Genomic DNA, 25,004 nt, shown 5'->3' on the forward strand with positions numbered 1-25,004 from the left:
CGCGTCATTCTGCAAGCAGAATGTTTACTCACTCGTTGTTCAGTTTTCAAAGATCAAACATTCAATTTAGTTCTGTTTTTTATGTTGTCGTCGTTTCAGCGGCGACTTTTATAATATATCATGTTGAAGTTCTCTTTGCAAGCATTATTTTTTCAATTCTTTTCAATCGCTTTATTTTCATGCTTTTTTCGGTGAACCGCTCCTAAAAAAGGAACGAAAATTAATTTACCATATGAAATTAGAAAGGTCAACCCTTTTTCGACAAAAAGTATGAACCCCCCAACAATTTCGCATTTTCATGGTTCAGAGGTACAGCACCCGCTATTGAGAGCCGCACCTCACTTCCACTACTGTAAATCGAATATATGACCAGCTTCAGCATTACGGCTTCGACTTTTTCAGTTTTCCACCTCTTGCATACTTGGACAACTCTTTTGGTGGGGCAAAGCGTGCATACATGCGGAACACAGTCTTATATCGGCTCGCGATAGCATATTTGATCTCTTGGTCAAGACGATTATCACTCAGATCGAACAGCATTTCATCTAATTCTTTACGTAGCACATAGTCTAATTCCTTGCATTCCTTATCGTTAAACAACATACCCAGCATTAGAGTTCTCCTTTTTGTGCATAGCCTCTTTATCACACTTACAGAAGTTTCATGCAACACCCGTGCATTCGCTTTTTGTGGGTGCTGCTGGAACCCGTTTTATTGTTATGGTCAACTTTCTGAAAATTTATGAATGCCAACCATCACAAAATTTTATCCTCTCACCAGAGTATAAGTAAGTGTGCTTTCGATGATTGCTGCAACAAGAAGCAAGATGACAACCCAGAAGGATGCCGTTAACGTCCTATTCATGAATGCTCTCCACCGGTTTCCCATCATATTTCGCTTGTCACTTCCAAGTTGTGCAAGGCTTTGGATAACCAGACCACCAAACTTCAGTCCGAAGGCGCAAGCAATAATAATGACCGGAATCTCAATAATGCCATGCGGAAGTAAACCTTTAACCACAATATCATAGAAGCTTGCTCCATAATTCATCGTGGTGTGCACCACAAATCCAAGGACCATCCCATTGATCAGCAGGAAGATGACAGGCAGAATTCCGAAGAATATACCGGCATAGATGACAAGTACACTTTTGATGGCATTATTGAAAAAGATAAACAGGAAGAAGTTCCATTGCACATTGCCCCCCTGCTCCAGCCGTTCACTGACTTCACGTAAACCTCCGATTTGGTTCAACAACAGTTCTTCTAGAGGCCCTGTACTCACCCATCCTGCCCCTATTCCAACAGCAAACAAAACTACGGACCAGATTAATGCACTGCGGATGGAACCAAGATCTCTAAGAAATGTACTGAATTTTAACATAATAACCTCCTGTAGAATCTAAAATGATGGACAAACAAGGTTCGTGTTACGAATAACTGGGGAGTACGAGCATACATTGGAGAGTAAACAAGCATTTCTTATGGGAGAGGGGCGCTTATTGAAATGAACTCGTTCTATGTATTTAGCGGCAAAAAGATTAAACGGTACCTGATTGTCTTCGTTGCTGCCATCTTTGCGATCGGTATTATTTATCTGGAGCGTGGCAATGTCTCCGTATTCTCGGAGGAAGCACCATCAGCCGTCTACAGCGTTCCAACCGAGAAGAAGGTAATTGCACTTACCTTTGACATCAGCTGGGGAGATAAACGGACAGAGCCGATTCTGAAAGTTCTTCAGGAGAATAAAGTGCAGAAGGCAACCTTTTTCCTTTCGTCCCCCTGGAGCAAGACACACCCCGAAATTGTTACTGCCATCAAAGAGGCAGGATATGAAATTGGCAGCCATGGTCACAGACATGAGAACTACAGCAGCCTGACCGAGGAAGAAATTCGCAAAGAAATTTCGACAGCTCATAGCATTTTAACCGATTTAACGGGAAAAGAACCGAAATTAATACGTCTGCCCAACGGGGACTTTGACAAGCGAGTGCTTCAGGTAGCCAATAGTTTGAATTATCAGGTTGTACAGTGGGATACCGACTCCTTGGATTGGAAAAACCCTGGTGTACAGACCATTGTTGATCGTGTAGTAAGCAAAGCACATCCAGGGGACATCGTACTGCTGCATGCAAGTGATTCCTCTAAACAAACTCATGAGGCACTCCCTGTCATTATCGACAAATTAAAAAACCAGGGCTATGAATTCGTAACCGTGTCTGAGTTGCTTAACCATTCCAGTGTGGAAGGTAAGGAAGTTCGTGATCAAGCCAGCGGTCAATAATTGGTATATTGCTTGGGCTACAGCTCAAATAAGAGTGTAAAAGTTGAAAAGAGCTAACCAGGTTAGCTCTTTTTGGTATGTTTTTATGCAAAACGAATTTTATGCTCGGCTTTCTTTCAACTGTTCTGCCTTTCCACTTACACTCCGGTTCGTAGATACATCCACCAGCCTGTGCAATATCAGCATTTGGTATGCATTACATAAGAGCAAAGGTACCACAATAAATATGGTTGCAGCATTGACATCAATACGTAATACGCCGATCGTCTCCACTATGGTGACGGCAATCATGAAAAAGAGTGTTGGTACAAGCGCGGAGATATGAGTGAGCTTTACTTTAACGTAAGCGGTAACAATTGCGGCTGCCAAAATAATGATACCTAACACAATATCCGATATGCGCTCCCGGTCTCCCCCAACAAACAGGCGTAAAAACATCACGTCAAGCAGGGCCAACACCGTTAGTACAATCTGCACGATCTGCCAACCGCGCTTTGGAAATACACCTTTACCCATATAATTCAATATCAGATATGCAAAGAAACCCATTTGTGAATAAACGCTGATCATAACCCCTGATCCAAATAGGATCAAAAGATACAGAAGAAAATCATTCAATCCATTTGTTTTCTCCCCGTTCACCAGCATCATAATCAATCCTGTACCCAATGCTCCCGCGGACCCAATAAGCAAGGCTGTCCAAAACAGGAAAAACCATCTACGTAAATTCAAAAGTTTTCCACCCCCGAGTGTTTATTTTACCAACCTTCTCAGCAAAAAACCATCATTGCTCAACATATTTCCCCCTTTCCCATCACATACTACATCCAGTATCTAATCAAGGAGGGATTGTACACATGAAACGGCCTTTGTGGCAGCTATGCTGTGTCGTACTGGGGCTATCCGTCATGCTTGCCGGCTGCGGTTCAGATCAGAGTTCTTCGCCTCCTCAGGGCAGTTATAAAGAGATGAAAACAATGGTTGTAGATATTTTGAAAAGTGACGAAGGCAAGAAAGCGGTGGAGGAAGCTCTTACAGGTCAAAGCTCATCCAGTGGTGAAGGCGGCGGGTCAGAAGAAGGTGGCGGCGGGTCGGGTGGTGGCTCGGGAACCATTGGTATGAAAATGTTAATGCCTGTGCAATCTTCGGAACAAATACGTATTGCAGTAAAAGACACCATCACAGCTCCCGAATACCAGAAGGAATTCGAGAAGATCATGACAGATCCACAGTTTGCCGGGGAATTCGCCAAAGTGATTAACGCCCAAAGCAAACAACTTCATATGCAGTTGATTAAAGATCCCACATATCAAAAATCTGTTGGAGACATCATGAAGTCACCAGAAGTATCCAAGATGTTCATGGATATGACCAAGACTCCGGATTATCGTAAACAGACGATGACTGTCATGCAGGAAGTGATGCAAAACCCGTTGTTCCGCATGGAAGTACTCACTTTACTCAAGAAGGTAGTGCAGGACGAATTGCAACCCAAAGTGGAAAGTGGCGGAAAACAGGGGCAAGAGCAAGGAGGACAAGAAGGGCAAGGGCAAGAGGGTAGTGATGGCGGAGATGGTGGAAGTGGAGATTCTGGCAGCGGTGGAGGTTCATAAACAGTAGATGTTGGTATATTACAGAAACTGAAAAGCCTGCATCCGAATGGACGCAGGCTTTATTTGTATTTATAACACTCATACCATTAGAATTTGGATTCAATGGACTTGGCCACTTCATCGTAGATAGCCCCTATACGGGAATCTGCTTTGTACACAGAAGGTGAGAAATCAGGCTCGGATGGATGATTATCCGGTGTGCCTAATGGAATCTGGGCAAGCAAGCTTGTATGCAGACTTTCTGCAAGTCTTCCCCCACCTCCACGTCCAAAGACATAATCCTTCTCTCCGCAACTGCTGCACTCATAATAAGCCATATTCTCCACGACACCAAGTAACTCATGATCGGTCTGAATGGCCATCGCACCCGCACGTGCTGCGACAAAAGCTGCTGTTGCATGCGGCGTGGTAACGATGATTTCCTTGCTCTGTGGCAACATCTGATGCACATCCAAAGCAACATCTCCCGTACCTGGTGGCAAATCCAGTAATATATAATCCAATTCGCCCCACTGGACATCCGTAAAGAATTGACGCAGCATCCGACCTAGCATGGGTCCACGCCAGATTACCGGATTGTTCTCCCGAATAAAGAAGCCCATCGACATGACTTTGACGCCAAAACGTTCAACCGGTTGAATAACGCCATCTTCAACGACCGGATATTCTTCAATCCCCATCATGTCGGGTACACTGAAGCCATAGATATCCGCATCAATTAAGCCCACTTTTTTGCCTTGACGTGCCAAAGCTGCAGCGAGATTAACGGTTACCGTTGATTTACCGACGCCACCTTTACCACTGGCCACAGCAATAAAACGAACACCTGATTCAGGACTTAACAGTTCATGTCCATCCAGACCCGCTGCGTGACCTTTTACGAGCACTTCGTCCCGATCTGGCTCATCATCGGGTTGTCCCATATTCAGGCTCTCACGATCATGCTCAGAAGCTGCACGCACACGAATATGCACATCCTTCAGTCCGTGCTGGGACAACAGATTACGCGCTGCATCACTCAAGGCTGTTGTATCCTCAGGTCGATTTTCCAGTGTCACTAAGGTCAGAGCCACATGATTTTCTTTCACCATAATATCTCGAACCCATTCCAGTTCGGTCAGACTTACTCCCAATTGTGGTTCTTGTAATGGCTGTAATAGTTCAAGTATCTGTTCTTTTGATAACATCAGACAGCACCTCAGCTTTATCTATTGGCATGTAATTAGGTATGCTGATCCAATTATATCATTACCTTTCTTGTTCTGACTAACTTTTAGGCCGTTCTCCTGAGGAATATCTGAGAATTCCATTATAGATCGAGGCAGCCACCTTACGTTGATAAGCTTCGTCGGCAAGCATACGTGCCTCTTCCGGATGAGAAAGGAAACCCACTTCTACCAGCGCGGAAGGGATCTTCAGCGCCTGTAACAGATAAACTGTATTCACCGTTTTGGCGATTCGATCTGTATTCTCCAGATTACGAACCATCTCTTGTTGAAGCAGATTAGCCAAACCTTCGTTATCCGGATGGTTAGTTGTATAGAAAACCTGCGCTCCACTCCAGCGGTTGGATGGGACACTGTTCATGTGAATGCTAATAAAGAGATCTGCTTGCTTATCCTCTATCCGCCGTACTCTTTGTTTCAGATCTTCCGTCTTACGCTTAGAGTACCCCTTGGTGTCCGAGTCCGCCAAATCCGTGTCTATTTCTCTTGTCATCACCACTAAGGCCCCTGCCTGTTGCAAATAATCTCTCACATACAAGGCGATAGACAGGTTAATATCTTTTTCAATAACTCCCTGTTTACTTACCGCTCCTCCATCGGGACCTCCGTGTCCTGCATCAATGGCAATAACTTTACCCGCCATCGGCAAACTCCAATAACCTGAAGTCTTTGCGGAAGGCAGTTCATAGGACATTACCGCCACTAACATGGCCAGCAGACAGAGACTCAGCATGACCCTTTTGATTGTTTTTAACCTAATCCAGACTACAAAGTGTTTCCCCATATTTTTACGCATAAAAAAACCACCTCGTCCCTATAAATGACTCTAATCATCTATATGGGACAAGATGGACAAATATACCGCTAGGACCGGACTTGCTCCGCCATTCCTTCAATCAGTACCTCAGCTACCTCAGGACGTGTAAATTCAGGTGGAGGGCACTGACCGTCACGGAGCAGCCCGCGTACTTTGGTGCCGGAAAGCGCCATATGGTGTTCTTTATCATGTGGGCAAGTTTTGCTGGATGCCATGTTTCCACATTTGGTACAGAAGAAACTATGTTCGAAGAACAACGGAGTGATCCCCAGTTCCTCTGCTGTAAAGTTCGTAAAGATCTCCTGTGCTTCATATGTTCCATAATAATCACCCACACCCGCATGGTCACGACCAACAATAAAGTGGGTACACCCGTAATTTTTGCGAACCATCGCATGGAAAATAGCTTCACGTGGTCCGGCATACCGCATCGCTGCGGGGAACACACCAAGGAACGCACGATCAGCCGGGTAATAGTTCTCCAGTAATACCAGATAACTCTTCATCCGAACATCTGCGGGAACGTCGTCCGACTTCGTCTCTCCAACAAGCGGATTCAGGAAGAGTGCGTCGACAATCTCCATAGCGCTCTTCTGGATGTACTCATGAGCCCGATGGACCGGATTACGTGTCTGAAAACCAACTACCGTCTTCCAACCCTTCTCCTGAAAAATCTTCCGGGTATCTGCAGGATCATAATAGAATTCTTCGAATTTCGAAGGTTTGGGACGATTCAACACTTGGATTGGACCTCCTACGTATGTTGCAGGACGCTCCAACAGTTTTTTAACACCCGGGTGCTCGGGATCATCTGTTTTGAATACACGCCGGGCTTCTTCACCCTGATCCACCTGGTATATACTTTGGACTTCAAGCAATCCATATGTGACTCCATCTTGATCACCAACAAGTTTCACACGTTCACCAATCTGGAGGGTTGCGGCTTGTTGATCGTCAACAGCAAGTGTGATTGGTATACTCCAGACTGTTCCATCGGTGAGACGCATGCGAGACACCACCGAGAGGTAATCTTCCTCATTCAAGAAACCTTCTAGTGGTGAGAACGCACCCACACCAATCAGATCCAAATCTGATATCGTCCAGGTATTAATAAGCAAAGAGGATAAGTTTTTACTGTCTTGCAACAACTGCTCCCGTTCTTCTCCTTGTACGATACGCTGAACCAGCGTACCTCCATGAGGCAGAATCGATGTCATCTTGTCAGCTCCTTGTATATCTATTATTTATGAAGGCCACATTCCGTCTTATCATTGCCAGACCAGCGTCCAGCACGAGGGTCCTCACCAGGCATAACCTGACGTGTACAATGCTCACAACCAATACTTGGGTAGTTCTGATCATGAAGAGGGTTATATACAACGTTATTGTCACGAATATATTGCCATACATCCTCAGTCGTCCAGTGCGCAATCGGGTTAAACTTCATCAGGCCAAATTTGGAATCATATTCAACCTTCTTCGAGTTTGCACGAGTTGGTGCTTGATCTCTACGAATACCTGTAATCCATGCATCATACTGAGAAAGAATACGTGTTAACGGTTCGACTTTGCGAATGTTACAGCACCCATTGGGATCAGACTTCCACATCTCTTCACCGTGTTGAGCTGCCTGCTCTTCCGGAGTAATCTTAGGTGACACGCGTACAAATTCAAGGTTGTAGTTCTCCTGCATCTTATCACGTGTTTCGTATGTTTCTTTAAAGTGGAAATCTGTATCCAGATAAAAAATGTCTGTGGATGGGCTGATCTTCTGCAACATATCTACAAGAACAACATCTTCTGCACCAAAGCTACATGCAAAAGTGATATTTGGGAATGTTTCAATAGCATACCGAATAATATCCTCTGGACTGGCATGTTCCAGTTCCTCTGCCTTTGCCCGTGCCAATTCTTCTTTCTCCAACAAGTTCATCTGTGAATTTCCCCCATTCTGCATTTCAATACACTTAAAGCCGACTAATCTAATATGAATTATGTTTAGTATAAATCTTTCATTGGGGATGTCAATGCCTGCCATATGGTAAAATAAATCAGTTTTTGACCATTTTTGATCGTTGCTCTCACACAATATTTTGGTTCAATTTATTCATTTCTCTGTTAACGAGATAAAAACAAAGCTGTTGGCTCAGATCATTAGGCAGGTATAAAAACATCTCATGGCCTGTGAAACCTTTGCTGCTGCTGGGTTTAGATAGTTCATGTCGCAAAGAGCAACATCAAAAATTCACTGGGCGATTGAAGATGAAGGACGAAAAGCAGAGGTTTTAAGGGGATCAGCTTTGTGACATTTAACGGTTGATATGTAAGGGACTTTTATCGTTTCCATAAGAAATACTGATAAGGTTGCAATAAAAATTTAAGCACAAAAAACAGTAAACCCAGTGCATTCAAGAAATCCGGCGTGAGCTCTAATTGATGATTTTATAAAGATCTGTTATAGAATGTGTGGTGAGCGATGGGTAAAAGCGCAAGAGCAAATCCAAGGATCTAAAACGATTAGAGAGGTTCAGTAAGCTGTAGATGTATTAACGTACATATTATAGGACTGTATTGAGGGACATTAAGAGAACATTGAAAAGGCAATGATGGAAAAATGCACAAGCATGGGGGAAGACATCAGAGGTATGAGAGCTATCGCACAAACTAATATACTATATGGCGGAATAGTCATGAATATATAAAAAAGCCTTTGACCGAGGCCAAAGGCTTTTAATATTAACGTTTGGAGAACTGAGGTGCGCGACGAGCCGCTTTAAGACCGTATTTTTTACGTTCTTTCATACGTGGGTCACGAGTCAGGAATCCTGCTTTTTTCAGGGAAGCACGGTATTCCGGATCTGCTTTGAGCAGAGCGCGGGAGATACCATGACGGATTGCGCCGGCTTGACCGGAGATTCCGCCACCATGAGCAATAACAAGAACGTCATAGTTGTTGAGCGTTTCTGTCAAGTTCAGTGGTTGTTTTACGATCAGTTTGAGTGTTTCCAAACCGAAGTATTCATTAATATCACGTTTATTGATGACAATGCGTCCTTCACCCGGTACAAGGCGAACACGTGCTACCGAATGTTTACGACGACCTGTCCCATAGTATTGTACTTGTGCCATGAAACTGTCCTCCTTTTAATTAACCGCGAAGTTCGTAAACTTCTGGTTTTTGTGCTGCATGTGGATGCTCAGTGCCTCTGTACGCTTTAAGTCTCAACTTCATTTTCTCGCCCATGCGAGTTTTAGGAAGCATACCGCGAACAGCCAGTTCCAACATACGCTCAGGTTTGTTTTTAACCATCTCTTCAGCTGTAGTTACTTTCAAACCACCTGGGTGCATTGAGTGACGGTAGTATTTTTTACCTTGCATTTTCTTACCAGTCAATACGATTTTCTCAGCATTGATGATAACAACGAAATCGCCAGTGTCCACATGTGGAGTGAATTGTGGCTTGTGTTTGCCGCGAATCAAAGCTGCTGCTTCGCTCGCCAAACGTCCGAGGGTTTTGCCTTCAGCATCAATGATGTGCCATTGGCGCTCAACTTCGTTAGGCTTCGCCATGTACGTAGTACGCATGAAAAGTTCCTCCTTAAAATGTTCAAAATCATCATTTTCATTTATCTTCGTTCGTTAAGTTATAACTTTAGGTGTTGATGGATTGTAAATTTGATGTGAACCTCTTAATTGGGGCTGTGGGAAAGCCATTAAGAAAACACAACTTTTATATTACATGATAGGCGATTAAATCGCAAGTGTTAATTAAGCTTTTCACTCACCAAATTTAATCTTTTTTGTATTCAAGATCCCAGAGCATTAAACCGCAGCTAACTGCAGTAGGTCCTGCAGCAGATCGATTACATGCAGCAATCATATTCGGTACATCAGAGGCTTTCCGTTTGCCCTCTCCGATCTCCAGCAGTGTCCCTACAATGATACGAACCATATGCTGCAAAAAGCCGTTACCACTCACATAAATGTGAATGACACCCTGATCGCGCGGATGGTCTCTGCACATTGATCGGTCCACTTCCATCCATGCTTCGTATACCGAACGGACATGATTCTCTTTCTGAGACTTGCGTGAAGCAAAAGAGGTAAAATCATACGTCCCTATGAAATGTCGTAGGCCCTCCTGCATTGCCATAATATCAAGCTTCGCATGATGATGATACTGCAGTCTTCTGTTGAATACATCCGGAAATTGATTCGCATTGACTGTATAACGATACGTTTTCTTTTTCGCTGCATAGCGAGAATGAAAATCAGCCGAAACTTCAATCGCATCAATGACGACAATATCGGAGGGTAATCTGGAGTTGAGTGCAATACACCAGCGTTCAATCGGGATCTGGGACTCCGTAGGAAAATTAAAGATTTGTCTGCGGGCGTGAACACCTGCATCTGTTCGGCCTGAACCTGTAATTTTAACTTTCTCACCGGTTAAAGCACGAATCGCATCTTCAAGATGATCCTGAATGGTATTCCCACCCGGCTGTACTTGGAAGCCGTAATAGGCAGTGCCATCATAAGTTAACGTCATACATAAGTTCCGCATTATTACCACACCTTTGTTCCATACTATACATATCCCTATCCCGAACAGCAAAAGAAGCCCCTTACGGAGCTTCTATTACAGCACGAATTCCGAAATGAAGAGAAAAAAAGGGTTAATCCAGAATCGTTGATTCTGTCCCCTTTCCTCATCTCATCTGTTTTACGCGCGGTCTACCAGTTCCAAGTAAACCATTGGCGCTGCGTCACCACGACGAGGTCCCAGTTTCAAGATACGAGTGTATCCACCTGGACGCTCAGCGTAACGACCGGACAATTCGCTAAACAGTTTTTGGATTGCATCTTGCTCACCATCGATAGTTTCGCGGCGAACATAAGCTGCCACTTGGCGACGGGCATGAAGATCTCCCTTTTTCGCTTTAGTGATCAGTTTTTCAGCAATAGAGCGAACCTCTTTTGCTTTCGCTTCAGTTGTCTGAATGCGTTCGTATAAGAACAGGTCGGTTACCAGGTCACGGAACAAAGCTTTACGTGCGCTGGAATTACGGCCCAACTTTTGGTATGCCATTGTTTTCCCTCCTTCACTTCAAGCACTCGGCTGTCTATTCTTCTGTACGTAGTCCCAAACCAAGTTCCTCAAGCTTCTCTTGAACTTCTTCCAAAGACTTGCGTCCGAGGTTACGGACTTTCATCATGTCTTCTTCCGTTTTCGTAGTCAGCTCTTGCACGGTATTAATACCGGCACGTTTGAGGCAGTTGTAGGAACGAACAGAGAGATCCAGCTCTTCGATCGTCATTTCGAGTACTTTTTCTTTTTTGTCTTCTTCTTTTTCGACCATGATCTCTGCATCTTTCGCTTCGTCTGTAAGACCCACGAAGAGCATCAAATGCTCAGTCAAAATTTTAGCGCCGAGGCTTACAGCCTCTTCAGGACGAATACTTCCATCAGTCCAAACTTCCAACGTGAGCTTGTCATAGTTGGTCACTTGACCGACACGCGTATTTTCCACAGCGTAGTTAACGCGACTGATCGGGGTGAAGATGGAATCGACTGGGATGACGCCGATCGGCTGGTCATCGCGTTTATTCCGATCTGCCTGGACGTAGCCGCGACCGCGATTGGCAAAAATACGCATGTGAAGTCTCGAACCTGGTCCGAGCGTAGCAATGTGCAAATCCGGGTTAAGGATTTCCACATCGGAGTCAGCACGGATATCTCCAGCCGTAATTGCTCCTTCGCCTTCAGCATCAATCTCGAGCACTTTCTCCTCGTCCGAATGAATCTTAAGCGACAAAGCTTTCAGGTTAAGAATAACCTCCGTTACATCTTCCATTACGCCAGGAACTGTAGCAAATTCATGCAGAACGCCATCGATTTGAACCGAAGACACTGCCGCACCCGGCAGTGACGAGAGCAAGATTCGGCGAAGCGAGTTTCCAAGCGTCGTACCGTATCCGCGCTCAAGCGGTTCTACTACGAATTTCCCATAGGTGCCATCATCGTTGACGTCTACCGTCTCAATTTTCGGCTTTTCGATTTCAATCACTGCAATACCCCTCCTTCAAAACGTCGGTCCTCTATGAAACATTTACCTTCTCTTGCGAAAACATGTAGTAGTATGCCTAAACAACCATTATTAGCAGATTGTGCCGGAAATATACCACACGCAGGGGCAAATCTCATTAGACACGACGACGTTTTGGAGGACGGCATCCGTTATGCGGGACTGGAGTTACGTCTTTGATCAGGTTAACTTCAAGACCAGCAGCTTGCAAAGAGCGAATCGCTGCTTCACGGCCTGCGCCTGGTCCTTTAACCATAACCTCAACGGCTTTCATCCCATGTTCCATTGCAGCTTTGGCAGCAGTCTCAGCAGCCATTTGTGCAGCAAACGGAGTCGATTTACGGGAACCTCTGAATCCGAGGCCGCCGGAGCTTGCCCACGAAATTGCATTTCCGTGAGGATCCGTAATAGTAACGATAGTGTTATTGAAAGTGGAACGGATATGCGCCACGCCAGATTCAATATTCTTACGGTCACGACGTTTAGTACGTACGACTTTTTTCGGTTTAGCCATTTTCTCTTATCCCCCCTTATTATTTCTTCTTGTTCGCTACTGTACGACGAGGACCTTTACGAGTACGAGCATTCGTTTTCGTACGTTGTCCACGAACAGGCAGACCACGACGATGACGAACTCCACGGTAACAACCGATCTCCGTCAAACGTTTAATATTCAAAGAGATTTCTCGACGCAGGTCACCTTCTACTTTGACCTCTTTATCGATACTTTCACGCAATTTGCTGACTTCATCTTCCGTCAAATCACGAACACGAGTGTCCGGATTGATGCCTGTTGTGCTCAGAATTTTCTGGGAAGTCGTTTTACCGATTCCGAAAATATAAGTCAAGGCGATCTCAACGCGCTTATCACGTGGCAAATCCACACCAGCTATACGTGCCATTTTACGCTACACCCCCTTCTTTAACCTTGTTTTTGTTTGTGTTTCGGATTTTCACAGATAACCATAACATTCCCTTTGCGGCGAATGACTTTGCATTTTTCGCAAATCGGCTTGACCGAAGGTCTTACCTTCATGTGAATTACCTCCTCAAAGTTTTGCTAAGCAAAACCCTCTTCGTAAGCATTGACCTTGTTCTACTATTGTAAAACCGGCTTCGAAGCTTTCGCAAGTTTTGCCGGGCAAAACCCGCTACATAAGCTTCACAGTTCATTGCAACTGTCTACTACTATTTACGGTAAGTTATGCGACCTTTTGTTAAATCATAAGGCGACAACTGAACAACTACTTTGTCTCCAGTCAGGATACGGATAAAGTGCATCCGCAGTTTTCCGGAAACGTGAGCGAGAATTTGATGACCGTTCTCAAGCTCAACCTTGAATGTTGCATTCGGTAGCGGTTCGAGAACCGTACCTTCCACTTCAATGACATCTTCCTTAGCCATTAGTCAGTCTCCTTTCTCTTCAGCTTGAATGTTGGTGGATTCCAGAAATGAATGAACCGCGTAACGGAGCTTTCCATTTGTCACCCGACCACTCTCGTTTAAACTGTTCACAACCTCGCTGCTAATCATGGGCTGGAGTTCAAGATGAAGAAGATTCTTCTTCTTTGGTTGATCAAACTTACGTTTGTCTCCATCCGCAATATATACGAACTTACCGTCCGCTATAGCAACAATTACTGCGGCTTGGTCCGCATTGCGGCCTTTACGGATCTTCACAAGTTGACCGAGCTGCGGATTAGACTGACTGTTCATGCCTCATCACCTACGCATTCAGTTTCGTGAAAATTTCCATACCATCTGGTGTAACTGCTACAGTGTGTTCAAAGTGGGCACATAACTTGCCATCAACCGTGACGACAGTCCAGTTATCTTCCAACATTTTCACATACCGTCTACCTACGTTAACCATCGGCTCTATGGCCAGCACCATGCCCGCTTTAAGCCGTGGTCCCCGATCGGGAAGACCATAGTTCGGAATCTGTGGTTCTTCGTGCAGATCTGCGCCTATGCCGTGACCGACATATTCACGAACTACGGAGAACCCTTCATCTTCAATATATTTCTGAATTGCATGAGATATTGTAAACAAGCGAACGTCCGGTTTTACCAGCGCCAGACCTGCGTATAACGAAGCCTCGGTAACGTCCAGAAGACGACGGGCTTCTTCGGAAATACGGCCGACCGGATAAGTCCAGGCGGAATCTCCATGATACCCCTGGTACTGCGCGCCAATGTCAAACGTAACGATATCGCCCTCGTTCAACTTGCGTTTGCCGGGAAATCCATGTACCAACTCTTCATTTACTGAAGCGCACACACTGGCAGGGAAACCGTTATAACCTTTGAAAGACGGCACAGCTCCTTGACTGCGGATATATTGATCAGCCATATGGTCAAGTTCTCCAGTCGTAATACCGGGAGCGATATGCTCTGCCAAGAGACGATGCGTTTCCGCAACAATTCTCCCTGCTTCCCTCATCAAGCCCAGTTCCGTTTCGGACTTACCAATGATCATCAATTAACCTCTCAGTAAGGACACGATTTCTTGAGAAACTTGATCGATATCCTGTTCTCCGTTCATTTGACGAAGAAGACCTTTAGTCTCATAGAACGTGAGGAGTGGTGCTGTTTTGTTGATATACTCGTCCAGTCGTGTACCTACACTCTCTTCATTATCATCAGAGCGTTGATACAACTCACCAGCGCATTTATCACAAATACCTTCCTGCTTAGGCGGATTGAATACCACATGATAAGTGGAACCACAGTTTTTACAAATTCGACGACCCGTCAAACGAGCCAGCAATTTGTTGCGATCCACTTTCAGGTTGATTACATGATCGAGACCTGAGTTCAATCTATCCAGAATGCCATCGAGCGCTTCTGCTTGTGAAAGGGTTCTTGGAAATCCGTCCAAGAGGAAACCTTCTCTGCAGTCAGGCTGCTGCAAACGTTCTTCAACGATGCCAATGGTTACATCATCTGGTACAAGCAATCCTTGATCCATATATTCCTTGGCTTTCATGCCAATGGGAGTTCCCTGTTTGATCGCGAGACGAAATGCATCGCCTGTTGAAATATGGGGAATACCGAACTCTTTCACGATGACGTCTGCTTGCGTTCCTTTTCCTGCCCCCGGAGGGCCCATGAATAGGATGTTCACGTTATGTCACTCCCTCCAAGACTACCCTACATCAACAAACAGCACAATAGGTGCCGGCAAGTAAATCTTCACTCGACCGGTACCTATTGCCTATTTATTGATAAAACCTTTGTAGTGGCGTTTGATCAATTGGCTTTCGATTTGCTTCATCGTATCCAGCGCAACACCGATAACGATCAGGAGGGATGTTCCTCCAATTTGCGCAGATTGAGGCAAACCAGAAAGTGCCCCTAAGAATACAGGCAGAACGGAAATGACTGCCAAGAAGATGGCTCCGGCCATTGTCAAACGAGTCATGACACGGGTCAGATATTTCTCGGTTGCTTTACCCGGGCGAATGCCTGGGATGTAACCGCCGTTCTTTTTCATATTATCAGCCATCTGCTGTGGATTCATCTGTACGAAAGTATAGAAGAATGTGAAACCGAAGATCATCACGACATACAGCAACATACCCAGAGGTTTGTGTGTAGTCAGGTTCTGTCCGATCCACTGTGCCCAAAGGCGATCTGCCCAGAAGTTGGCAATGATCGTTGGGAACATCAACAGCGATGAAGCAAAGATGACAGGGATAACACCTGCTGCATTAATTTTCAGCGGGATATGTGTATTCTGTCCACCGTACATTTTGTTACCTACGACACGTTTAGCGTACTGTACCGGAATCTTCCGAATCGCCTGCTGAATATAAATGACCCCTATGATGATCAACACAATAACAATTGCGATGATAACACCTTTAAGAATATTCATAAACAGTTGGTCAGGTTGAATGAAGTCAGATTCGACCGTTTGTTTGATAATGTTAGGCACCGTAGATAGGATACCCGCAAAGATCAAGATCGAAATCCCGTTTCCTATGCCCTTCTCGGTGATCTGCTCACCAAGCCACATCAGGAATGAAGTACCGGCCGTAAGTACAATCGCGATCAAGATATAATCTGCAAATGTAGCGTTAGGCACCATCTCTGTATTGTACAAGCGGTTGAATCCGATCGACGTACCAAACGCTTGAATCAATGCCAGCCCGATGGTTAAATAACGGGTCAACTGTGCAGATTTCTTCTTACCTTGTTCACCTTGCTTTGCCCACTCCGCTAATTTAGGAATAACGTCCATGGAAAGCAACTGTACTATGATAGACGCAGTGATGTAAGGCACGATCCCGAGCGCAAATATCGAGAACTGGAAGAGCGCTCCACCCGAGAACGTATTGAGAAGTCCAAAAACTTCTTTACCCGCAGAATTTGTCGCTTCGAACACATCTTTGTTAACTCCCGGCACGGGGACAAAGGAGCCGATGCGGTAAATGATCAGTACAAAAAGGGTAAATAATACCCTTTTGCGCAGATCTTCAACCCGCCAGATATTCTTTAGGGTCTTGAACATTAAATCACCTCAGTTGTACCGCCAGCAGCTTCAATTTTCTCAATAGCAGATTGAGAAAACTTGTTAGCTTTAACAGTCAGCTTCACAGTGACATCACCGTTACCCAGGATTTTGATTCCGGATTTAGCGTTTTTAACTACGCCGTTCGTCATCAAGAATTCTGGAGTTACTTCAGTACCCGCAGCAAAACTGTTCAGGTCTTCAGTATTCACAACTGCATATTCTTTGCGAGTTGGGTTTACAAAACCACGTTTTGGCAAGCGACGATACAATGGATTTTGTCCACCTTCGAAGCCTGGACGAACTCCACCGCCAGAACGAGAATTTTGTCCTTTGTGACCGCGACCTGATGTTTTACCTGTACCACTACTTGGACCGCGACCAAGACGTTTACGTTCTTTGCGGGATCCAGGAGATGGTGAAAGCTCATGTAACTTCATCGTTCGTTGCACCTCCTTAAAGATTTGTGGGATTAACCCGTTATTAAGCTTCTACTTCTTTAACAGCAACCAAGTGGCTTACTTTGTTAATCATACCACGGATGGCAGGATTATCGTTTTGTACCACTTTGCTATTGATTTTGCGCAAACCCAATGTTTTCACAGTTGTTCTTTGCGTCTCCGGACGTCCGATCAAGCTGCGGACGAGGGTAATTTCTAATTTAGCCATGAGAATTCCCTCCTTAACCCAGAAGCTCTTCGACGGATTTTCCGCGCAGTTTAGCCACGTCTTCAGCACGCTTCAAACGGGACAAACCTTCCAAAGTCGCATTGACCATGTTCATGGAATTCGAAGAACCCAGAGATTTTGTCAAAATGTCACCTACACCAGCAAGTTCGAGAACCGCACGTACAGGACCACCAGCGATAACACCAGTACCTTCAGATGCTGGTTTCAACAGCACGCGTCCTGCGCCGAACTTACCTGTTACCAAGTGAGGAATCGATGTTCCTACGAGTGGAACGTGTACAAGGTTTTTCTTAGCGTCTTCAATACCTTTGCGAATTGCATCAGGTACTTCGCCCGCTTTACCGATACCAGCTCCAACCCAGCCGTTGCCGTCGCCGACTACAACCAGTGCGCTAAAGCTGAAACGGCGTCCGCCTTTTACTACTTTAGCTACGCGATTAATATTTACAACTCTTTCAGTCAGTTCCAAAGTATTCGGATCTACACGCAAGTCGTTAACCTCCTTTTGAAAAATATCTTAAAACTCAAGTCCTGCTTCACGAGCCGCTTCAGCCAATGCTGCGATACGACCATGGTACAGATATCCGCTACGGTCAAATACGATGTTGGAAACACCTTTGTCTTTAGCACGTTTAGCAACGAGTTCGCCAACTTTACGAGCTGATTCAACAGATGCACCATTTTTGATGTCAGTGCTCAATTCTTTGTCTACGGTAGACGCGGAAGCGATTGTTACACCAGCAACATCATCGATGATTTGAGCATACATATGTTTACCAGAACGGAATACGTTCAAACGAGGACGTGCTGCCGTTCCTTGGATTTTCTTACGAACACGAAGGTGTCTTTTCAGACGAGCCTTATTTTTATCTGGTTTCGTAATCATCTCAAAGATTCACTCCTTTCAGGTTACCTCGCTGGCTTCAAAGCAGAAGCCACGGGGTATATTAGAAACACACGAAGCAAGCAAGCCGAAAGCCGCGCAAAGGCGGTAAGAGAAATCTTATTTCTTCTTACCGGCTTTACCTTCCTTACGGATGATACGCTCGCCTTCATATTTAATACCTTTACCTTTGTATGGCTCAGGTTCACGTACGGAACGGATTTTAGCAGCGTAAGCACCTACACGCTCTTTGTCAATTCCGCGAACGATGATTTTTGTATTCGAAGGTACTTCGAATTCAATTCCCGCTTCCGGTGTAATTTCAACCGGGTGAGAGTAACCAACGTTCAGAACGATTTTATCTCCGGATTTGCTTGCACGATATCCGACCCCAACCAATTCCAGAGATTTCGCGAATCCTTCAGTAACGCCGCTCACCATATTGTTTACAACGCTACGCGTTGTGCCGTGCAAAGAACGGTGAGTTTTGTTATCGGAAGGACGCACAACTGTGATTTCGTTATTTTCAACCGTAACCTTCATGTCTTTATGAAGCTCACGAGTCAAAGTTCCTTTAGGTCCTTTTACCGTAATAACGGTGTTGTCCAGGGTGATGTCTACACCACTTGGTACTGTGATTGGTTTGCGACCAATACGAGACATATGTTGCACCTCCTATCTTGTGACGTTATATTACCAAACGTAGCAAACGACTTCTCCGCCGGATTTCGATTGACGAGCTTCTTTGTCCGTCATGATACCTTTAGATGTCGAGATGATCGCGATTCCCAGGCCACCAAGTACACGAGGTACTTCGTTGCTTTTCGTGTAAACACGAAGACCAGGTTTACTGATTCTTTTCAGACCAGTGATAACGCGCTCGTTATTTTGACCGTATTTCAGGAAAACACGGATAATCCCTTGTTTGTTATCATCGATAACTTCAGCGTCACGGATGAAACCTTCACGCTTCAGGATATCGGCGATTTGTTTTTTCATTGTCGAAGCAGGCATTTCTACCGTTTCGTGACGAACAGTGTTCGCGTTACGAATACGAGTAAGCATATCTGCAATTGGATCAGACATAGTCATTGTGAGTTAACCTCCTTCCCGTTCAGGACTTTTTACCAGCTTGCTTTTTTCACGCCAGGGATCTGGCCTTTATAAGCTAATTCACGGAAACAAATTCTGCAAATTTTGAACTTTTGCAGGACCGAATGTGGACGTCCGCAACGCTCACAGCGTGTATATGCACGTACTTTAAACTTAGGTGTACGTTGTTGTTTAACTTTCATCGAAGTTTTTGCCACTTAGCCTGACACCTCCTAAATAATTTCGGAGAAAAGGGAGTCTTTCCAGACACCCGGAAACGTTATGCCAACATTACTTAACGAAAGGCATTCCCATTTGCGTGAGCAATTCGCGGGACTCTTCGTCTGTTTTCGCCGTTGTTACGATGACAATATCCATACCGCGGACTTTATCAACTTTATCATACTCGATCTCTGGGAAGATCAGTTGCTCTTTCAGACCCAGTGTGTAGTTACCACGTCCATCGAAAGCTTTACTCGATACACCGCGGAAGTCGCGGACACGAGGAAGCGTTACGTTGAGCAATTTATCTAGGAAGAAGTACATACGCTCACCGCGTAATGTTACTTTCACACCGATAGGCATATTCTCACGCAGTTTGAATCCTGCGATAGATTTTTTAGCACGAGTGATTACAGGTTTTTGACCTGCGATCAGTTGCAAATCGCTTACTGCGGAATCCAACACTTTAGAGTTTTGGACAGCGTCGCCCACACCCATGTTGATAACGATTTTCTCGATTTTCGGCACTTGCATTACCGTTGTATAGTTAAACTTCTGCATCAAAGCAGGAGCGATTTCTTGCAGGTAACGTTCTTTCATTCTTGATGCCATGAATCATAGCCCTCCTTTCTCATTCGGTTCAATTAGTCGATAATTTCTCCGGAACGTTTAGCAACGCGCACTTTCTTACCGTTATCCAAAACTTTGTAACCTACACGGGTTACTTTTCCGCTCTTCGGATCGATGTGCATTACGTTGGAAACGTGAATCGGAGCTTCCTTCTCGATAATGCCGCCTTGCGGATTTTGCTGGTTAGGCTTCTGGTGTTTTTTCACCATGTTAACACCTTCCACAAGGACGCGGTTCTCACGAGGATAAGCAGCGATGACACGGCCTTTTTTACCTTTGTCTTTACCGCTGATCACCATAACCGTATCTTCCTTTTTAACGTGAAGTTTGTTGTTATGGGATTCCAGAACTTTTTTCACTCTTGGCATTTCGTACACCTCCTGTTTCTAACATCACGAGATTAAGCTTTAGATAACTTCTGGAGCCAAGGAAACGATTTTCATGAAGTCTTTATCGCGAAGTTCGCGAGCAACTGGTCCGAAAATACGTGTTCCACGTGGGCTTCTGTCGTCTTTTACCACAACCGCTGCATTTTCATCAAAACCGATGTAGGAACCGTCTTTACGACGTACAGAACGTTTCGTACGAACGACAACCGCTCTAACTACATCACCTTTTTTGACAACGCCGCCTGGTGTTGCTTGTTTAACAGAACAAACGATCAGATCACCGATTTGAGCTGTACGACGTCCCGTACCGCCGAGTACGCGGATACACATCAGTTCCTTCGCACCGGAGTTGTCAGCCACAGTCAAACGTGTAAATGGTTGAATCATTTAGTATTCCTCCTTTCAGCAGTGCTGCTGAGCATTAGATGATAACCGCTTTTTCTACGATTTCAGTAAGTCTCCAGCGTTTATCTTTCGAAAGCGGACGAGTCTCCATGATTTTCACCGTGTCACCGATTTTCGCAGTGTTTTCTTCGTCATGTGCTTTGAATTTTTTAGTAACCTTAATGCGTTTATGGTACAAGTTGTGTTTTTTGTAAGTTTCTACAGCAACAACAATTGTTTTGTCCATTTTATCGCTGACCACTTTACCAGTTTGCACTTTACGTGCGTTACGTTCTTCGCTCATTGTTGGCCTCCTTCCTGATTACGGACGGATTGTCCATCCTATCCCTAATTAACCGATTCCCAATTCTCTCTCACGGATAATGGTTTTAGCACGAGCTATTTCTTTCCGCACATCACGGATGCGAGTCGGGTTATCCAGCTGACCGGTAGCTAATTGAAAGCGGAGGTTAAAGAGTTCTTCTTTAAATCCGGCAATCTTTTGCTCGATTTCAGCAGAGGTTAGGTTGCGAAATTCACTAGCTTTCATTTGCTTCACCACCCAATTCTTCACGTTTCACGAACTTCGTTTTGATTGGCAGTTTGTGAGCGGCAAGACGCATTGCTTCGCGTGCAATTTCCTCCGGTACACCAGCAAGTTCAAACATGATCTTACCTGGTTTCACTACTGCAACCCATTTTTCTACGTTACCTTTACCGCTACCCATCCGAACCTCGAGAGGCTTTTGAGTGATTGGTTTGTCTGGGAAAATTTTGATCCAAACTTTACCACCACGTTTGATGTAACGAGTCATCGCAATACGAGCCGCTTCGATCTGACGGTTCGTAATCCAAGCCGGTTCCGTAGCTTGCAGACCGTATTCGCCAAAGTTCAGAGTCGTTCCGCCTTTAGCTTGGCCTTTCATATGTCCACGTTGTTGCTTACGGTGTTTTACACGTTTTGGTACCAACATGATTAGTTGCCTCCTTCCTTAGCAGCTTGTTTCTTAGCCGTAGGAAGAACCTCTCCACGATAGATCCATACTTTTACGCCGATACGTCCGTAAGTAGTATGAGCCTCTGCAGTACCATAGTCAATGTCAGCACGCAGTGTGTGCAGTGGAACAGTTCCTTCGCTGTAGCCTTCAGAACGTGCGATCTCAGCACCGCCAAGACGTCCGCCTACTTGAGTTTTGATACCTTTAGCACCAGAGCGCATAGTTCTTTGAATTGCTTGTTTCAGAGCACGACGGAAAGAAACACGACGTTCCAATTGTTGTGCAATGCTTTCAGCTACAAGAACAGCGTCCAAGTCTTGGTTCTTAATTTCAGAAATGTTGATGTGTACTTTTTTACCGCCAGCAATTTTCGTAATTTGGTTACGAAGATTTTCAACTTCCGAACCACCCTTACCAATAACCATACCTGGTTTAGCAGTGTGAATCGTTACGTTTACGCGGTTAGCCGCTCTCTCAATTTCTACACGAGATAAAGCGGAGTCTTTCAATTTATTTTTCAGGAATTCACGAATTCTCACGTCTTCCATCAAAAGATCACCGAAGTCTTTGCCTGCATACCACTTAGATTCCCAGTCACGGATAATTCCGACACGGAGTCCGACTGGATTTACCTTTTGGCCCACACATTTCCCCTCCTTCTACTTCTCAGATACCACCAAAGTAATGTGGCTAGTACGTTTGTTAATACGACTTGCACGTCCCATTGCACGAGGGCGGAAACGTTTCATTGTCGGTCCTTGGTTCACGTAAGCTTGCGAGATAACCAAGTTGTTAACATCCAAAGAATAGTTATGTTCCGCATTCGCAATAGCGGAGTTAAGCAACTTCTCAACGATTGGAGAAGCGGATTTCGGAGTGTGACGGAGAATGGCAACCGCCTCACCTACTTGCTTGCCGCGAATCAAGTCAACAACGAGTTGAACTTTACGAGGAGCAATCCGGATAAACTTAGCATGTGCTTTTGCTTCCATTGTGTAACCTCCTCTCAAACATTAAAGATGTTCATTTATCTTCTTGTTTTCTTATCATCATCAGTATGGCCTTTGTACGTACGGGTTGGAGCGAACTCACCCAGTTTGTGTCCGACCATGTCCTCAGTTACATACACTGGCACGTGTTTACGACCATCGTAAACGCCAAATGTGTGACCGATGAATTGTGGGAAAATTGTAGAACGACGGGACCAGGTTTTGATTACGTTCTTCTTACCTGAAGCTTCCATCTCTTCTACCTTTTTGAGCATGTAGCCATCAATGAATGGCCCTTTTTTCAAACTGCGACCCATGTGGAGATCCTCCCTTCAAACGTAGCTATTATGCATCCGCAGATGCCTCACGAAGTTATGCACAGTGTGTATTACTTCGTGCGGCGGCGAATGATGTATTTATCAGAAGCTTTATTTTTCTTACGCGTTTTGTAACCAAGAGTAGGTTTACCCCATGGTGACATTGGCGATTTACGTCCGATTGGAGCACGACCTTCACCACCACCGTGTGGGTGATCGTTAGGGTTCATTACTACACCACGAACCTCAGGACGTTTACCCAACCAACGGCTACGACCGGCTTTACCGATTTTGATGAGCTCGTGGTCTTGGTTACCAACAGATCCGATTGTCGCGCGGCAAACTTTCAAAATACGACGAACTTCTCCGGAAGAGAGACGAACGGAAACGTATTTTTCTTCTTTACCAAGCAATTGAGCTTCTGTACCAGCAGCACGAACCAATTGTCCGCCTTTACCTGGTTTCAACTCGATGTTGTGGATAACGGTACCTACTGGAATGTTTTCGAGTGGCAGTGCGTTACCGATTTTGATGTCTGATTCAGGTCCGGAGAATACTTGATCTCCAACTTTCAAACCTTTAGGAGCGATGATGTAACGTTTCTCACCATCAGCATAGTGAATCAAAGCGATGTTGGATGTACGGTTCGGGTCATACTCAATCGTAGCAACGCGGCCCGGTATTCCATCTTTAGTACGTTTGAAGTCAATGATACGGTATTTACGTTTGTGTCCACCACCATGGTGACGAACTGTAATTTTACCTTGGTTGTTGCGGCCTGCTTGTTTGCTCAACGGGGCCAACAACGATTTCTCCGGCTGATTTGTGGTGATTTCCTCAAATGTAGAAACGGACATGTTCCGTCTTGCCGGGGATGTTGGTTTATACTTTTTGATTGGCACTAGGTTTCCCTCCTTACTTCAAAAATTCAATTATACAGTTTCAAAGAACTCAAGCGTTTTGCTGTCTTTTGTCAGTGTTACAAACGCTTTTTTCCATTCGCTAGTATATCCGGAATAACGTCCGTACCGTTTCGGCTTAGCTGGAACACGAAGCGTGTTCACGTTTTTCACTTTTACATTGAAAATAGCTTCTACTGCCTTTTTGATCTCGGTTTTGTTTGCACGGATATCGACTTCAAATACATATTTCAAGTCGTTCATCATGTCAGCAGTACGTTCCGTAATAATCGGACGTTTTACAATATCACGAGGATCCTTCATTACGCGAGCACCTCCTCTACCTTCTGAACTGCTTCTTTCGTAATGATCAATTTGTCGTGCGAAAGCACGTCAAGAACATTAATGCCGTCAGCAGCTACGAATTTCACGCCTGGAATATTCCGTGCGGAAAGAGCTACATTATCATCATAGCTAGGAGCTACGATCAAAGCTTTACGTCCCACTTTGAGGTTACTCAAGATGGCTGCGAATTCTTTAGTTTTAGGCGTGCTCAACGTGAGAGCGTCCAAAACGATAATGTCATTGTCAAGCACTTTAGATGAAAGGGCTGATTTGATCGCCAAGCGGCGAACTTTCTTAGGCAGTTTATACGCATAGCTCCGTGGTGTTGGACCAAATACGATACCGCCGCCTTTCCATTGTGGTGAACGAATTGAACCTTGACGAGCGCGACCTGTACCTTTTTGTTTCCAAGGCTTACGTCCACCGCCACGTACTTCAGAACGTCCTTTTACTTTGTGGGTACCTTGACGAAGGGAAGCGCGTTGCATAAGAACTGCATCGTACAGAACGTGTTGATTCGGCTCAATTCCGAAAACCGCATCGTTCAATTCAACTTCACCTACTTGGCTACCATCTACATTGTAAACTGATACTTTTGGCATTTTGTGTTCCTCCTTTCTTCAG

At 44.9% G+C, this 25,004-nt stretch carries 41 protein-coding genes; 2 read left to right on the forward strand and 39 right to left on the reverse strand.

Annotated elements, in window-relative coordinates; genetic code table 11:
• Positions 1-381: 381 nt before the first annotated feature.
• Positions 382-612, reverse strand: a complete 231-nt coding sequence (locus MHB43_RS28495; protein WP_056697767.1) for a hypothetical protein — start codon at positions 610-612, stop codon at positions 382-384.
• A 153-nt stretch (positions 613-765) separates the two neighbouring features.
• Complete coding sequence (locus MHB43_RS28500) at positions 766-1,383, reverse strand: stage II sporulation protein M (protein ID WP_221825229.1); 618 nt, start codon at positions 1,381-1,383, stop codon at positions 766-768.
• 123 nt (positions 1,384-1,506) lie between these two features.
• On the opposite strand from MHB43_RS28500, the gene pdaB reads away from it, so the two are divergent.
• Positions 1,507-2,283 carry a polysaccharide deacetylase family sporulation protein PdaB gene (gene pdaB / locus MHB43_RS28505; protein WP_076216866.1) on the forward strand — a complete coding sequence of 259 codons (777 nt, stop codon included), beginning with the start codon at positions 1,507-1,509 and terminating at the stop codon, positions 2,281-2,283.
• A gap of 99 nt (positions 2,284-2,382) precedes the next feature.
• Here the strand turns inward: pdaB and MHB43_RS28510 are convergent, their stop codons facing one another.
• Positions 2,383-3,015 carry a KinB-signaling pathway activation protein gene (locus MHB43_RS28510; protein ID WP_405130868.1) on the reverse strand — a complete coding sequence of 211 codons (633 nt, stop codon included), beginning with the start codon at positions 3,013-3,015 and terminating at the stop codon, positions 2,383-2,385.
• 125 nt (positions 3,016-3,140) lie between these two features.
• On the opposite strand from MHB43_RS28510, the gene gerD reads away from it, so the two are divergent.
• Positions 3,141-3,896, forward strand: coding sequence for a spore germination lipoprotein GerD (gerD, locus tag MHB43_RS28515; protein WP_221825239.1), 756 nt, complete (start codon positions 3,141-3,143; stop codon positions 3,894-3,896).
• A gap of 86 nt (positions 3,897-3,982) precedes the next feature.
• Here the strand turns inward: gerD and MHB43_RS28520 are convergent, their stop codons facing one another.
• The 36 genes from MHB43_RS28520 to rplD form a co-directional block, all read right to left on the reverse strand.
• Positions 3,983-5,083, reverse strand: coding sequence for an Mrp/NBP35 family ATP-binding protein (locus tag MHB43_RS28520; protein WP_339179695.1), 1,101 nt, complete (start codon positions 5,081-5,083; stop codon positions 3,983-3,985).
• Between the two features lie 79 nt (positions 5,084-5,162).
• Positions 5,163-5,918, reverse strand: a complete 756-nt coding sequence (cwlD, locus tag MHB43_RS28525) for an N-acetylmuramoyl-L-alanine amidase CwlD (protein WP_339179697.1) — start codon at positions 5,916-5,918, stop codon at positions 5,163-5,165.
• A 68-nt stretch (positions 5,919-5,986) separates the two neighbouring features.
• Complete coding sequence (gene sat / locus MHB43_RS28530) at positions 5,987-7,156, reverse strand: sulfate adenylyltransferase (RefSeq protein ID WP_339179701.1); 1,170 nt, start codon at positions 7,154-7,156, stop codon at positions 5,987-5,989.
• 23 nt (positions 7,157-7,179) lie between these two features.
• On the reverse strand, positions 7,180-7,872 hold the full coding sequence (locus MHB43_RS28535; RefSeq protein ID WP_339179703.1) for a phosphoadenylyl-sulfate reductase: 693 nt from the start codon (positions 7,870-7,872) through the stop codon (positions 7,180-7,182).
• Positions 7,873-8,675: 803 nt separating this feature from the next.
• A complete protein-coding gene (gene rpsI / locus MHB43_RS28540) occupies positions 8,676-9,068 on the reverse strand; it encodes a 30S ribosomal protein S9 (RefSeq protein ID WP_017692105.1) in 393 nt (130 codons plus the stop codon).
• Positions 9,069-9,087: 19 nt separating this feature from the next.
• Positions 9,088-9,525, reverse strand: coding sequence for a 50S ribosomal protein L13 (gene rplM / locus MHB43_RS28545; protein WP_024633564.1), 438 nt, complete (start codon positions 9,523-9,525; stop codon positions 9,088-9,090).
• Positions 9,526-9,730: 205 nt separating this feature from the next.
• Positions 9,731-10,504 (reverse strand): tRNA pseudouridine(38-40) synthase TruA, encoded by a 774-nt coding sequence (gene truA, locus MHB43_RS28550; protein ID WP_076216861.1) that lies wholly within the window; start codon positions 10,502-10,504, stop codon positions 9,731-9,733.
• Between the two features lie 159 nt (positions 10,505-10,663).
• Positions 10,664-11,029: a 50S ribosomal protein L17 gene (rplQ, locus tag MHB43_RS28555; RefSeq protein ID WP_017692102.1), complete on the reverse strand. Its 366-nt coding sequence runs from the start codon at positions 11,027-11,029 to the stop codon at positions 10,664-10,666.
• 34 nt (positions 11,030-11,063) lie between these two features.
• Positions 11,064-12,008, reverse strand: a complete 945-nt coding sequence (locus tag MHB43_RS28560; RefSeq protein WP_017692101.1) for a DNA-directed RNA polymerase subunit alpha — start codon at positions 12,006-12,008, stop codon at positions 11,064-11,066.
• 136 nt (positions 12,009-12,144) lie between these two features.
• Positions 12,145-12,540 carry a 30S ribosomal protein S11 gene (rpsK, locus tag MHB43_RS28565; protein WP_017692100.1) on the reverse strand — a complete coding sequence of 132 codons (396 nt, stop codon included), beginning with the start codon at positions 12,538-12,540 and terminating at the stop codon, positions 12,145-12,147.
• A 19-nt stretch (positions 12,541-12,559) separates the two neighbouring features.
• Positions 12,560-12,928: a 30S ribosomal protein S13 gene (gene rpsM / locus MHB43_RS28570; protein ID WP_062329455.1), complete on the reverse strand. Its 369-nt coding sequence runs from the start codon at positions 12,926-12,928 to the stop codon at positions 12,560-12,562.
• A gap of 20 nt (positions 12,929-12,948) precedes the next feature.
• Positions 12,949-13,062 carry a 50S ribosomal protein L36 gene (rpmJ, locus tag MHB43_RS28575; RefSeq protein ID WP_003333770.1) on the reverse strand — a complete coding sequence of 38 codons (114 nt, stop codon included), beginning with the start codon at positions 13,060-13,062 and terminating at the stop codon, positions 12,949-12,951.
• 152 nt (positions 13,063-13,214) lie between these two features.
• On the reverse strand, positions 13,215-13,430 hold the full coding sequence (gene infA / locus MHB43_RS28580; protein WP_017692098.1) for a translation initiation factor IF-1: 216 nt from the start codon (positions 13,428-13,430) through the stop codon (positions 13,215-13,217).
• Between the two features lie 3 nt (positions 13,431-13,433).
• Complete coding sequence (locus tag MHB43_RS28585) at positions 13,434-13,742, reverse strand: KOW domain-containing RNA-binding protein (protein WP_036607194.1); 309 nt, start codon at positions 13,740-13,742, stop codon at positions 13,434-13,436.
• 10 nt (positions 13,743-13,752) lie between these two features.
• Positions 13,753-14,505 carry a type I methionyl aminopeptidase gene (map, locus tag MHB43_RS28590; RefSeq protein ID WP_405130869.1) on the reverse strand — a complete coding sequence of 251 codons (753 nt, stop codon included), beginning with the start codon at positions 14,503-14,505 and terminating at the stop codon, positions 13,753-13,755.
• A gap of 3 nt (positions 14,506-14,508) precedes the next feature.
• On the reverse strand, positions 14,509-15,153 hold the full coding sequence (locus tag MHB43_RS28595) for an adenylate kinase (protein ID WP_036607188.1): 645 nt from the start codon (positions 15,151-15,153) through the stop codon (positions 14,509-14,511).
• Positions 15,154-15,243: 90 nt separating this feature from the next.
• A complete protein-coding gene (secY, locus tag MHB43_RS28600; protein ID WP_076216860.1) occupies positions 15,244-16,542 on the reverse strand; it encodes a preprotein translocase subunit SecY in 1,299 nt (432 codons plus the stop codon).
• Positions 16,542-16,982, reverse strand: a complete 441-nt coding sequence (gene rplO, locus MHB43_RS28605; protein WP_017692093.1) for a 50S ribosomal protein L15 — start codon at positions 16,980-16,982, stop codon at positions 16,542-16,544. The genes secY and rplO overlap by 1 nt, the downstream gene beginning before the upstream one ends.
• 43 nt (positions 16,983-17,025) lie before the next feature.
• Positions 17,026-17,211 (reverse strand): 50S ribosomal protein L30, encoded by a 186-nt coding sequence (rpmD, locus tag MHB43_RS28610; RefSeq protein ID WP_017692092.1) that lies wholly within the window; start codon positions 17,209-17,211, stop codon positions 17,026-17,028.
• Positions 17,212-17,224: 13 nt separating this feature from the next.
• Positions 17,225-17,722: a 30S ribosomal protein S5 gene (gene rpsE, locus MHB43_RS28615; RefSeq protein WP_017692091.1), complete on the reverse strand. Its 498-nt coding sequence runs from the start codon at positions 17,720-17,722 to the stop codon at positions 17,225-17,227.
• Between the two features lie 27 nt (positions 17,723-17,749).
• The gene (rplR, locus tag MHB43_RS28620) at positions 17,750-18,118 is read right to left on the reverse strand and encodes a 50S ribosomal protein L18 (protein ID WP_017692090.1); all 369 of its coding nucleotides are present in this window, start codon (positions 18,116-18,118) and stop codon (positions 17,750-17,752) included.
• Between the two features lie 117 nt (positions 18,119-18,235).
• Positions 18,236-18,778, reverse strand: coding sequence for a 50S ribosomal protein L6 (rplF, locus tag MHB43_RS28625; protein ID WP_017692089.1), 543 nt, complete (start codon positions 18,776-18,778; stop codon positions 18,236-18,238).
• Positions 18,779-18,808: 30 nt separating this feature from the next.
• On the reverse strand, positions 18,809-19,207 hold the full coding sequence (gene rpsH / locus MHB43_RS28630; protein ID WP_017692088.1) for a 30S ribosomal protein S8: 399 nt from the start codon (positions 19,205-19,207) through the stop codon (positions 18,809-18,811).
• A 32-nt stretch (positions 19,208-19,239) separates the two neighbouring features.
• Positions 19,240-19,425, reverse strand: coding sequence for a type Z 30S ribosomal protein S14 (locus MHB43_RS28635; RefSeq protein WP_013312154.1), 186 nt, complete (start codon positions 19,423-19,425; stop codon positions 19,240-19,242).
• A 73-nt stretch (positions 19,426-19,498) separates the two neighbouring features.
• Entirely contained in the window at positions 19,499-20,041 is a 543-nt protein-coding gene (gene rplE, locus MHB43_RS28640) for a 50S ribosomal protein L5 (RefSeq protein ID WP_221825249.1), read from the reverse strand.
• 32 nt (positions 20,042-20,073) lie between these two features.
• Positions 20,074-20,427, reverse strand: a complete 354-nt coding sequence (gene rplX, locus MHB43_RS28645; RefSeq protein ID WP_017692086.1) for a 50S ribosomal protein L24 — start codon at positions 20,425-20,427, stop codon at positions 20,074-20,076.
• Positions 20,428-20,466: 39 nt separating this feature from the next.
• Positions 20,467-20,835: a 50S ribosomal protein L14 gene (rplN, locus tag MHB43_RS28650; RefSeq protein ID WP_017692085.1), complete on the reverse strand. Its 369-nt coding sequence runs from the start codon at positions 20,833-20,835 to the stop codon at positions 20,467-20,469.
• A 34-nt stretch (positions 20,836-20,869) separates the two neighbouring features.
• Positions 20,870-21,136 carry a 30S ribosomal protein S17 gene (rpsQ, locus tag MHB43_RS28655; protein ID WP_017692084.1) on the reverse strand — a complete coding sequence of 89 codons (267 nt, stop codon included), beginning with the start codon at positions 21,134-21,136 and terminating at the stop codon, positions 20,870-20,872.
• A 48-nt stretch (positions 21,137-21,184) separates the two neighbouring features.
• A complete protein-coding gene (gene rpmC, locus MHB43_RS28660; protein WP_017692083.1) occupies positions 21,185-21,382 on the reverse strand; it encodes a 50S ribosomal protein L29 in 198 nt (65 codons plus the stop codon).
• On the reverse strand, positions 21,372-21,806 hold the full coding sequence (gene rplP, locus MHB43_RS28665) for a 50S ribosomal protein L16 (protein WP_017692082.1): 435 nt from the start codon (positions 21,804-21,806) through the stop codon (positions 21,372-21,374). Before rplP ends, rpmC begins: the two co-directional genes overlap by 11 nt.
• 2 nt (positions 21,807-21,808) lie before the next feature.
• Positions 21,809-22,474: a 30S ribosomal protein S3 gene (rpsC, locus tag MHB43_RS28670; protein ID WP_076216858.1), complete on the reverse strand. Its 666-nt coding sequence runs from the start codon at positions 22,472-22,474 to the stop codon at positions 21,809-21,811.
• 15 nt (positions 22,475-22,489) lie between these two features.
• On the reverse strand, positions 22,490-22,822 hold the full coding sequence (gene rplV / locus MHB43_RS28675) for a 50S ribosomal protein L22 (RefSeq protein ID WP_024633583.1): 333 nt from the start codon (positions 22,820-22,822) through the stop codon (positions 22,490-22,492).
• Between the two features lie 35 nt (positions 22,823-22,857).
• Positions 22,858-23,136: a 30S ribosomal protein S19 gene (gene rpsS, locus MHB43_RS28680; RefSeq protein ID WP_062836183.1), complete on the reverse strand. Its 279-nt coding sequence runs from the start codon at positions 23,134-23,136 to the stop codon at positions 22,858-22,860.
• Positions 23,137-23,207: 71 nt separating this feature from the next.
• Positions 23,208-24,038, reverse strand: a complete 831-nt coding sequence (gene rplB / locus MHB43_RS28685) for a 50S ribosomal protein L2 (RefSeq protein ID WP_017692078.1) — start codon at positions 24,036-24,038, stop codon at positions 23,208-23,210.
• 30 nt (positions 24,039-24,068) lie between these two features.
• Positions 24,069-24,359 (reverse strand): 50S ribosomal protein L23, encoded by a 291-nt coding sequence (gene rplW, locus MHB43_RS28690; protein ID WP_017692077.1) that lies wholly within the window; start codon positions 24,357-24,359, stop codon positions 24,069-24,071.
• Complete coding sequence (gene rplD, locus MHB43_RS28695) at positions 24,359-24,982, reverse strand: 50S ribosomal protein L4 (protein ID WP_017692076.1); 624 nt, start codon at positions 24,980-24,982, stop codon at positions 24,359-24,361. The genes rplW and rplD overlap by 1 nt, the downstream gene beginning before the upstream one ends.
• Positions 24,983-25,004: the final 22 nt, after the last annotated feature.

The organism is Paenibacillus sp. FSL H8-0317, from assembly GCF_045040685.1.
Classification (GTDB): Bacteria; Bacillota; Bacilli; order Paenibacillales; family Paenibacillaceae; genus Paenibacillus.

What these genes read in the sequence shown, in the direction of transcription:
- MHB43_RS28495 (WP_056697767.1), bottom strand. Translation starts at nt 612, where the DNA reads ATGCTGGGTATGTTGTTTAACGATAAGGAATGCAAGGAATTAGACTAT.
- MHB43_RS28500 (WP_221825229.1), bottom strand. Translation starts at nt 1,383, where the DNA reads ATGTTAAAATTCAGTACATTTCTTAGAGATCTTGGTTCCATCCGCAGT.
- pdaB (WP_076216866.1), top strand. Translation starts at nt 1,507, where the DNA reads ATGAACTCGTTCTATGTATTTAGCGGCAAAAAGATTAAACGGTACCTG.
- gerD (WP_221825239.1), top strand. Translation starts at nt 3,141, where the DNA reads ATGAAACGGCCTTTGTGGCAGCTATGCTGTGTCGTACTGGGGCTATCC.
- MHB43_RS28520 (WP_339179695.1), bottom strand. Translation starts at nt 5,083, where the DNA reads ATGTTATCAAAAGAACAGATACTTGAACTATTACAGCCATTACAAGAA.
- cwlD (WP_339179697.1), bottom strand. Translation starts at nt 5,918, where the DNA reads ATGCGTAAAAATATGGGGAAACACTTTGTAGTCTGGATTAGGTTAAAA.
- sat (WP_339179701.1), bottom strand. Translation starts at nt 7,156, where the DNA reads ATGACATCGATTCTGCCTCATGGAGGTACGCTGGTTCAGCGTATCGTA.
- MHB43_RS28535 (WP_339179703.1), bottom strand. Translation starts at nt 7,872, where the DNA reads ATGAACTTGTTGGAGAAAGAAGAATTGGCACGGGCAAAGGCAGAGGAA.
- rpsI (WP_017692105.1), bottom strand. Translation starts at nt 9,068, where the DNA reads ATGGCACAAGTACAATACTATGGGACAGGTCGTCGTAAACATTCGGTA.
- rplM (WP_024633564.1), bottom strand. Translation starts at nt 9,525, where the DNA reads ATGCGTACTACGTACATGGCGAAGCCTAACGAAGTTGAGCGCCAATGG.
- truA (WP_076216861.1), bottom strand. Translation starts at nt 10,504, where the DNA reads ATGCGGAACTTATGTATGACGTTAACTTATGATGGCACTGCCTATTAC.
- rplQ (WP_017692102.1), bottom strand. Translation starts at nt 11,029, where the DNA reads ATGGCATACCAAAAGTTGGGCCGTAATTCCAGCGCACGTAAAGCTTTG.
- rpsK (WP_017692100.1), bottom strand. Translation starts at nt 12,540, where the DNA reads ATGGCTAAACCGAAAAAAGTCGTACGTACTAAACGTCGTGACCGTAAG.
- rpsM (WP_062329455.1), bottom strand. Translation starts at nt 12,928, where the DNA reads ATGGCACGTATAGCTGGTGTGGATTTGCCACGTGATAAGCGCGTTGAG.
- rpmJ (WP_003333770.1), bottom strand. Translation starts at nt 13,062, where the DNA reads ATGAAGGTAAGACCTTCGGTCAAGCCGATTTGCGAAAAATGCAAAGTC.
- infA (WP_017692098.1), bottom strand. Translation starts at nt 13,430, where the DNA reads ATGGCTAAGGAAGATGTCATTGAAGTGGAAGGTACGGTTCTCGAACCG.
- MHB43_RS28585 (WP_036607194.1), bottom strand. Translation starts at nt 13,742, where the DNA reads ATGAACAGTCAGTCTAATCCGCAGCTCGGTCAACTTGTGAAGATCCGT.
- map (WP_405130869.1), bottom strand. Translation starts at nt 14,505, where the DNA reads ATGATCATTGGTAAGTCCGAAACGGAACTGGGCTTGATGAGGGAAGCA.
- secY (WP_076216860.1), bottom strand. Translation starts at nt 16,542, where the DNA reads ATGTTCAAGACCCTAAAGAATATCTGGCGGGTTGAAGATCTGCGCAAA.
- rplO (WP_017692093.1), bottom strand. Translation starts at nt 16,982, where the DNA reads ATGAAGTTACATGAGCTTTCACCATCTCCTGGATCCCGCAAAGAACGT.
- rpmD (WP_017692092.1), bottom strand. Translation starts at nt 17,211, where the DNA reads ATGGCTAAATTAGAAATTACCCTCGTCCGCAGCTTGATCGGACGTCCG.
- rplR (WP_017692090.1), bottom strand. Translation starts at nt 18,118, where the DNA reads ATGATTACGAAACCAGATAAAAATAAGGCTCGTCTGAAAAGACACCTT.
- rplF (WP_017692089.1), bottom strand. Translation starts at nt 18,778, where the DNA reads ATGTCTCGTATTGGTCGCAAACCAATCACAGTACCAAGTGGTGTAGAC.
- rpsH (WP_017692088.1), bottom strand. Translation starts at nt 19,207, where the DNA reads ATGACTATGTCTGATCCAATTGCAGATATGCTTACTCGTATTCGTAAC.
- rplE (WP_221825249.1), bottom strand. Translation starts at nt 20,041, where the DNA reads ATGGCATCAAGAATGAAAGAACGTTACCTGCAAGAAATCGCTCCTGCT.
- rplX (WP_017692086.1), bottom strand. Translation starts at nt 20,427, where the DNA reads ATGCCAAGAGTGAAAAAAGTTCTGGAATCCCATAACAACAAACTTCAC.
- rplN (WP_017692085.1), bottom strand. Translation starts at nt 20,835, where the DNA reads ATGATTCAACCATTTACACGTTTGACTGTGGCTGACAACTCCGGTGCG.
- rpsQ (WP_017692084.1), bottom strand. Translation starts at nt 21,136, where the DNA reads ATGAGCGAAGAACGTAACGCACGTAAAGTGCAAACTGGTAAAGTGGTC.
- rpmC (WP_017692083.1), bottom strand. Translation starts at nt 21,382, where the DNA reads ATGAAAGCTAGTGAATTTCGCAACCTAACCTCTGCTGAAATCGAGCAA.
- rplP (WP_017692082.1), bottom strand. Translation starts at nt 21,806, where the DNA reads ATGTTGGTACCAAAACGTGTAAAACACCGTAAGCAACAACGTGGACAT.
- rplV (WP_024633583.1), bottom strand. Translation starts at nt 22,822, where the DNA reads ATGGAAGCAAAAGCACATGCTAAGTTTATCCGGATTGCTCCTCGTAAA.
- rpsS (WP_062836183.1), bottom strand. Translation starts at nt 23,136, where the DNA reads ATGGGTCGCAGTTTGAAAAAAGGGCCATTCATTGATGGCTACATGCTC.
- rplW (WP_017692077.1), bottom strand. Translation starts at nt 24,359, where the DNA reads ATGAAGGATCCTCGTGATATTGTAAAACGTCCGATTATTACGGAACGT.
- rplD (WP_017692076.1), bottom strand. Translation starts at nt 24,982, where the DNA reads ATGCCAAAAGTATCAGTTTACAATGTAGATGGTAGCCAAGTAGGTGAA.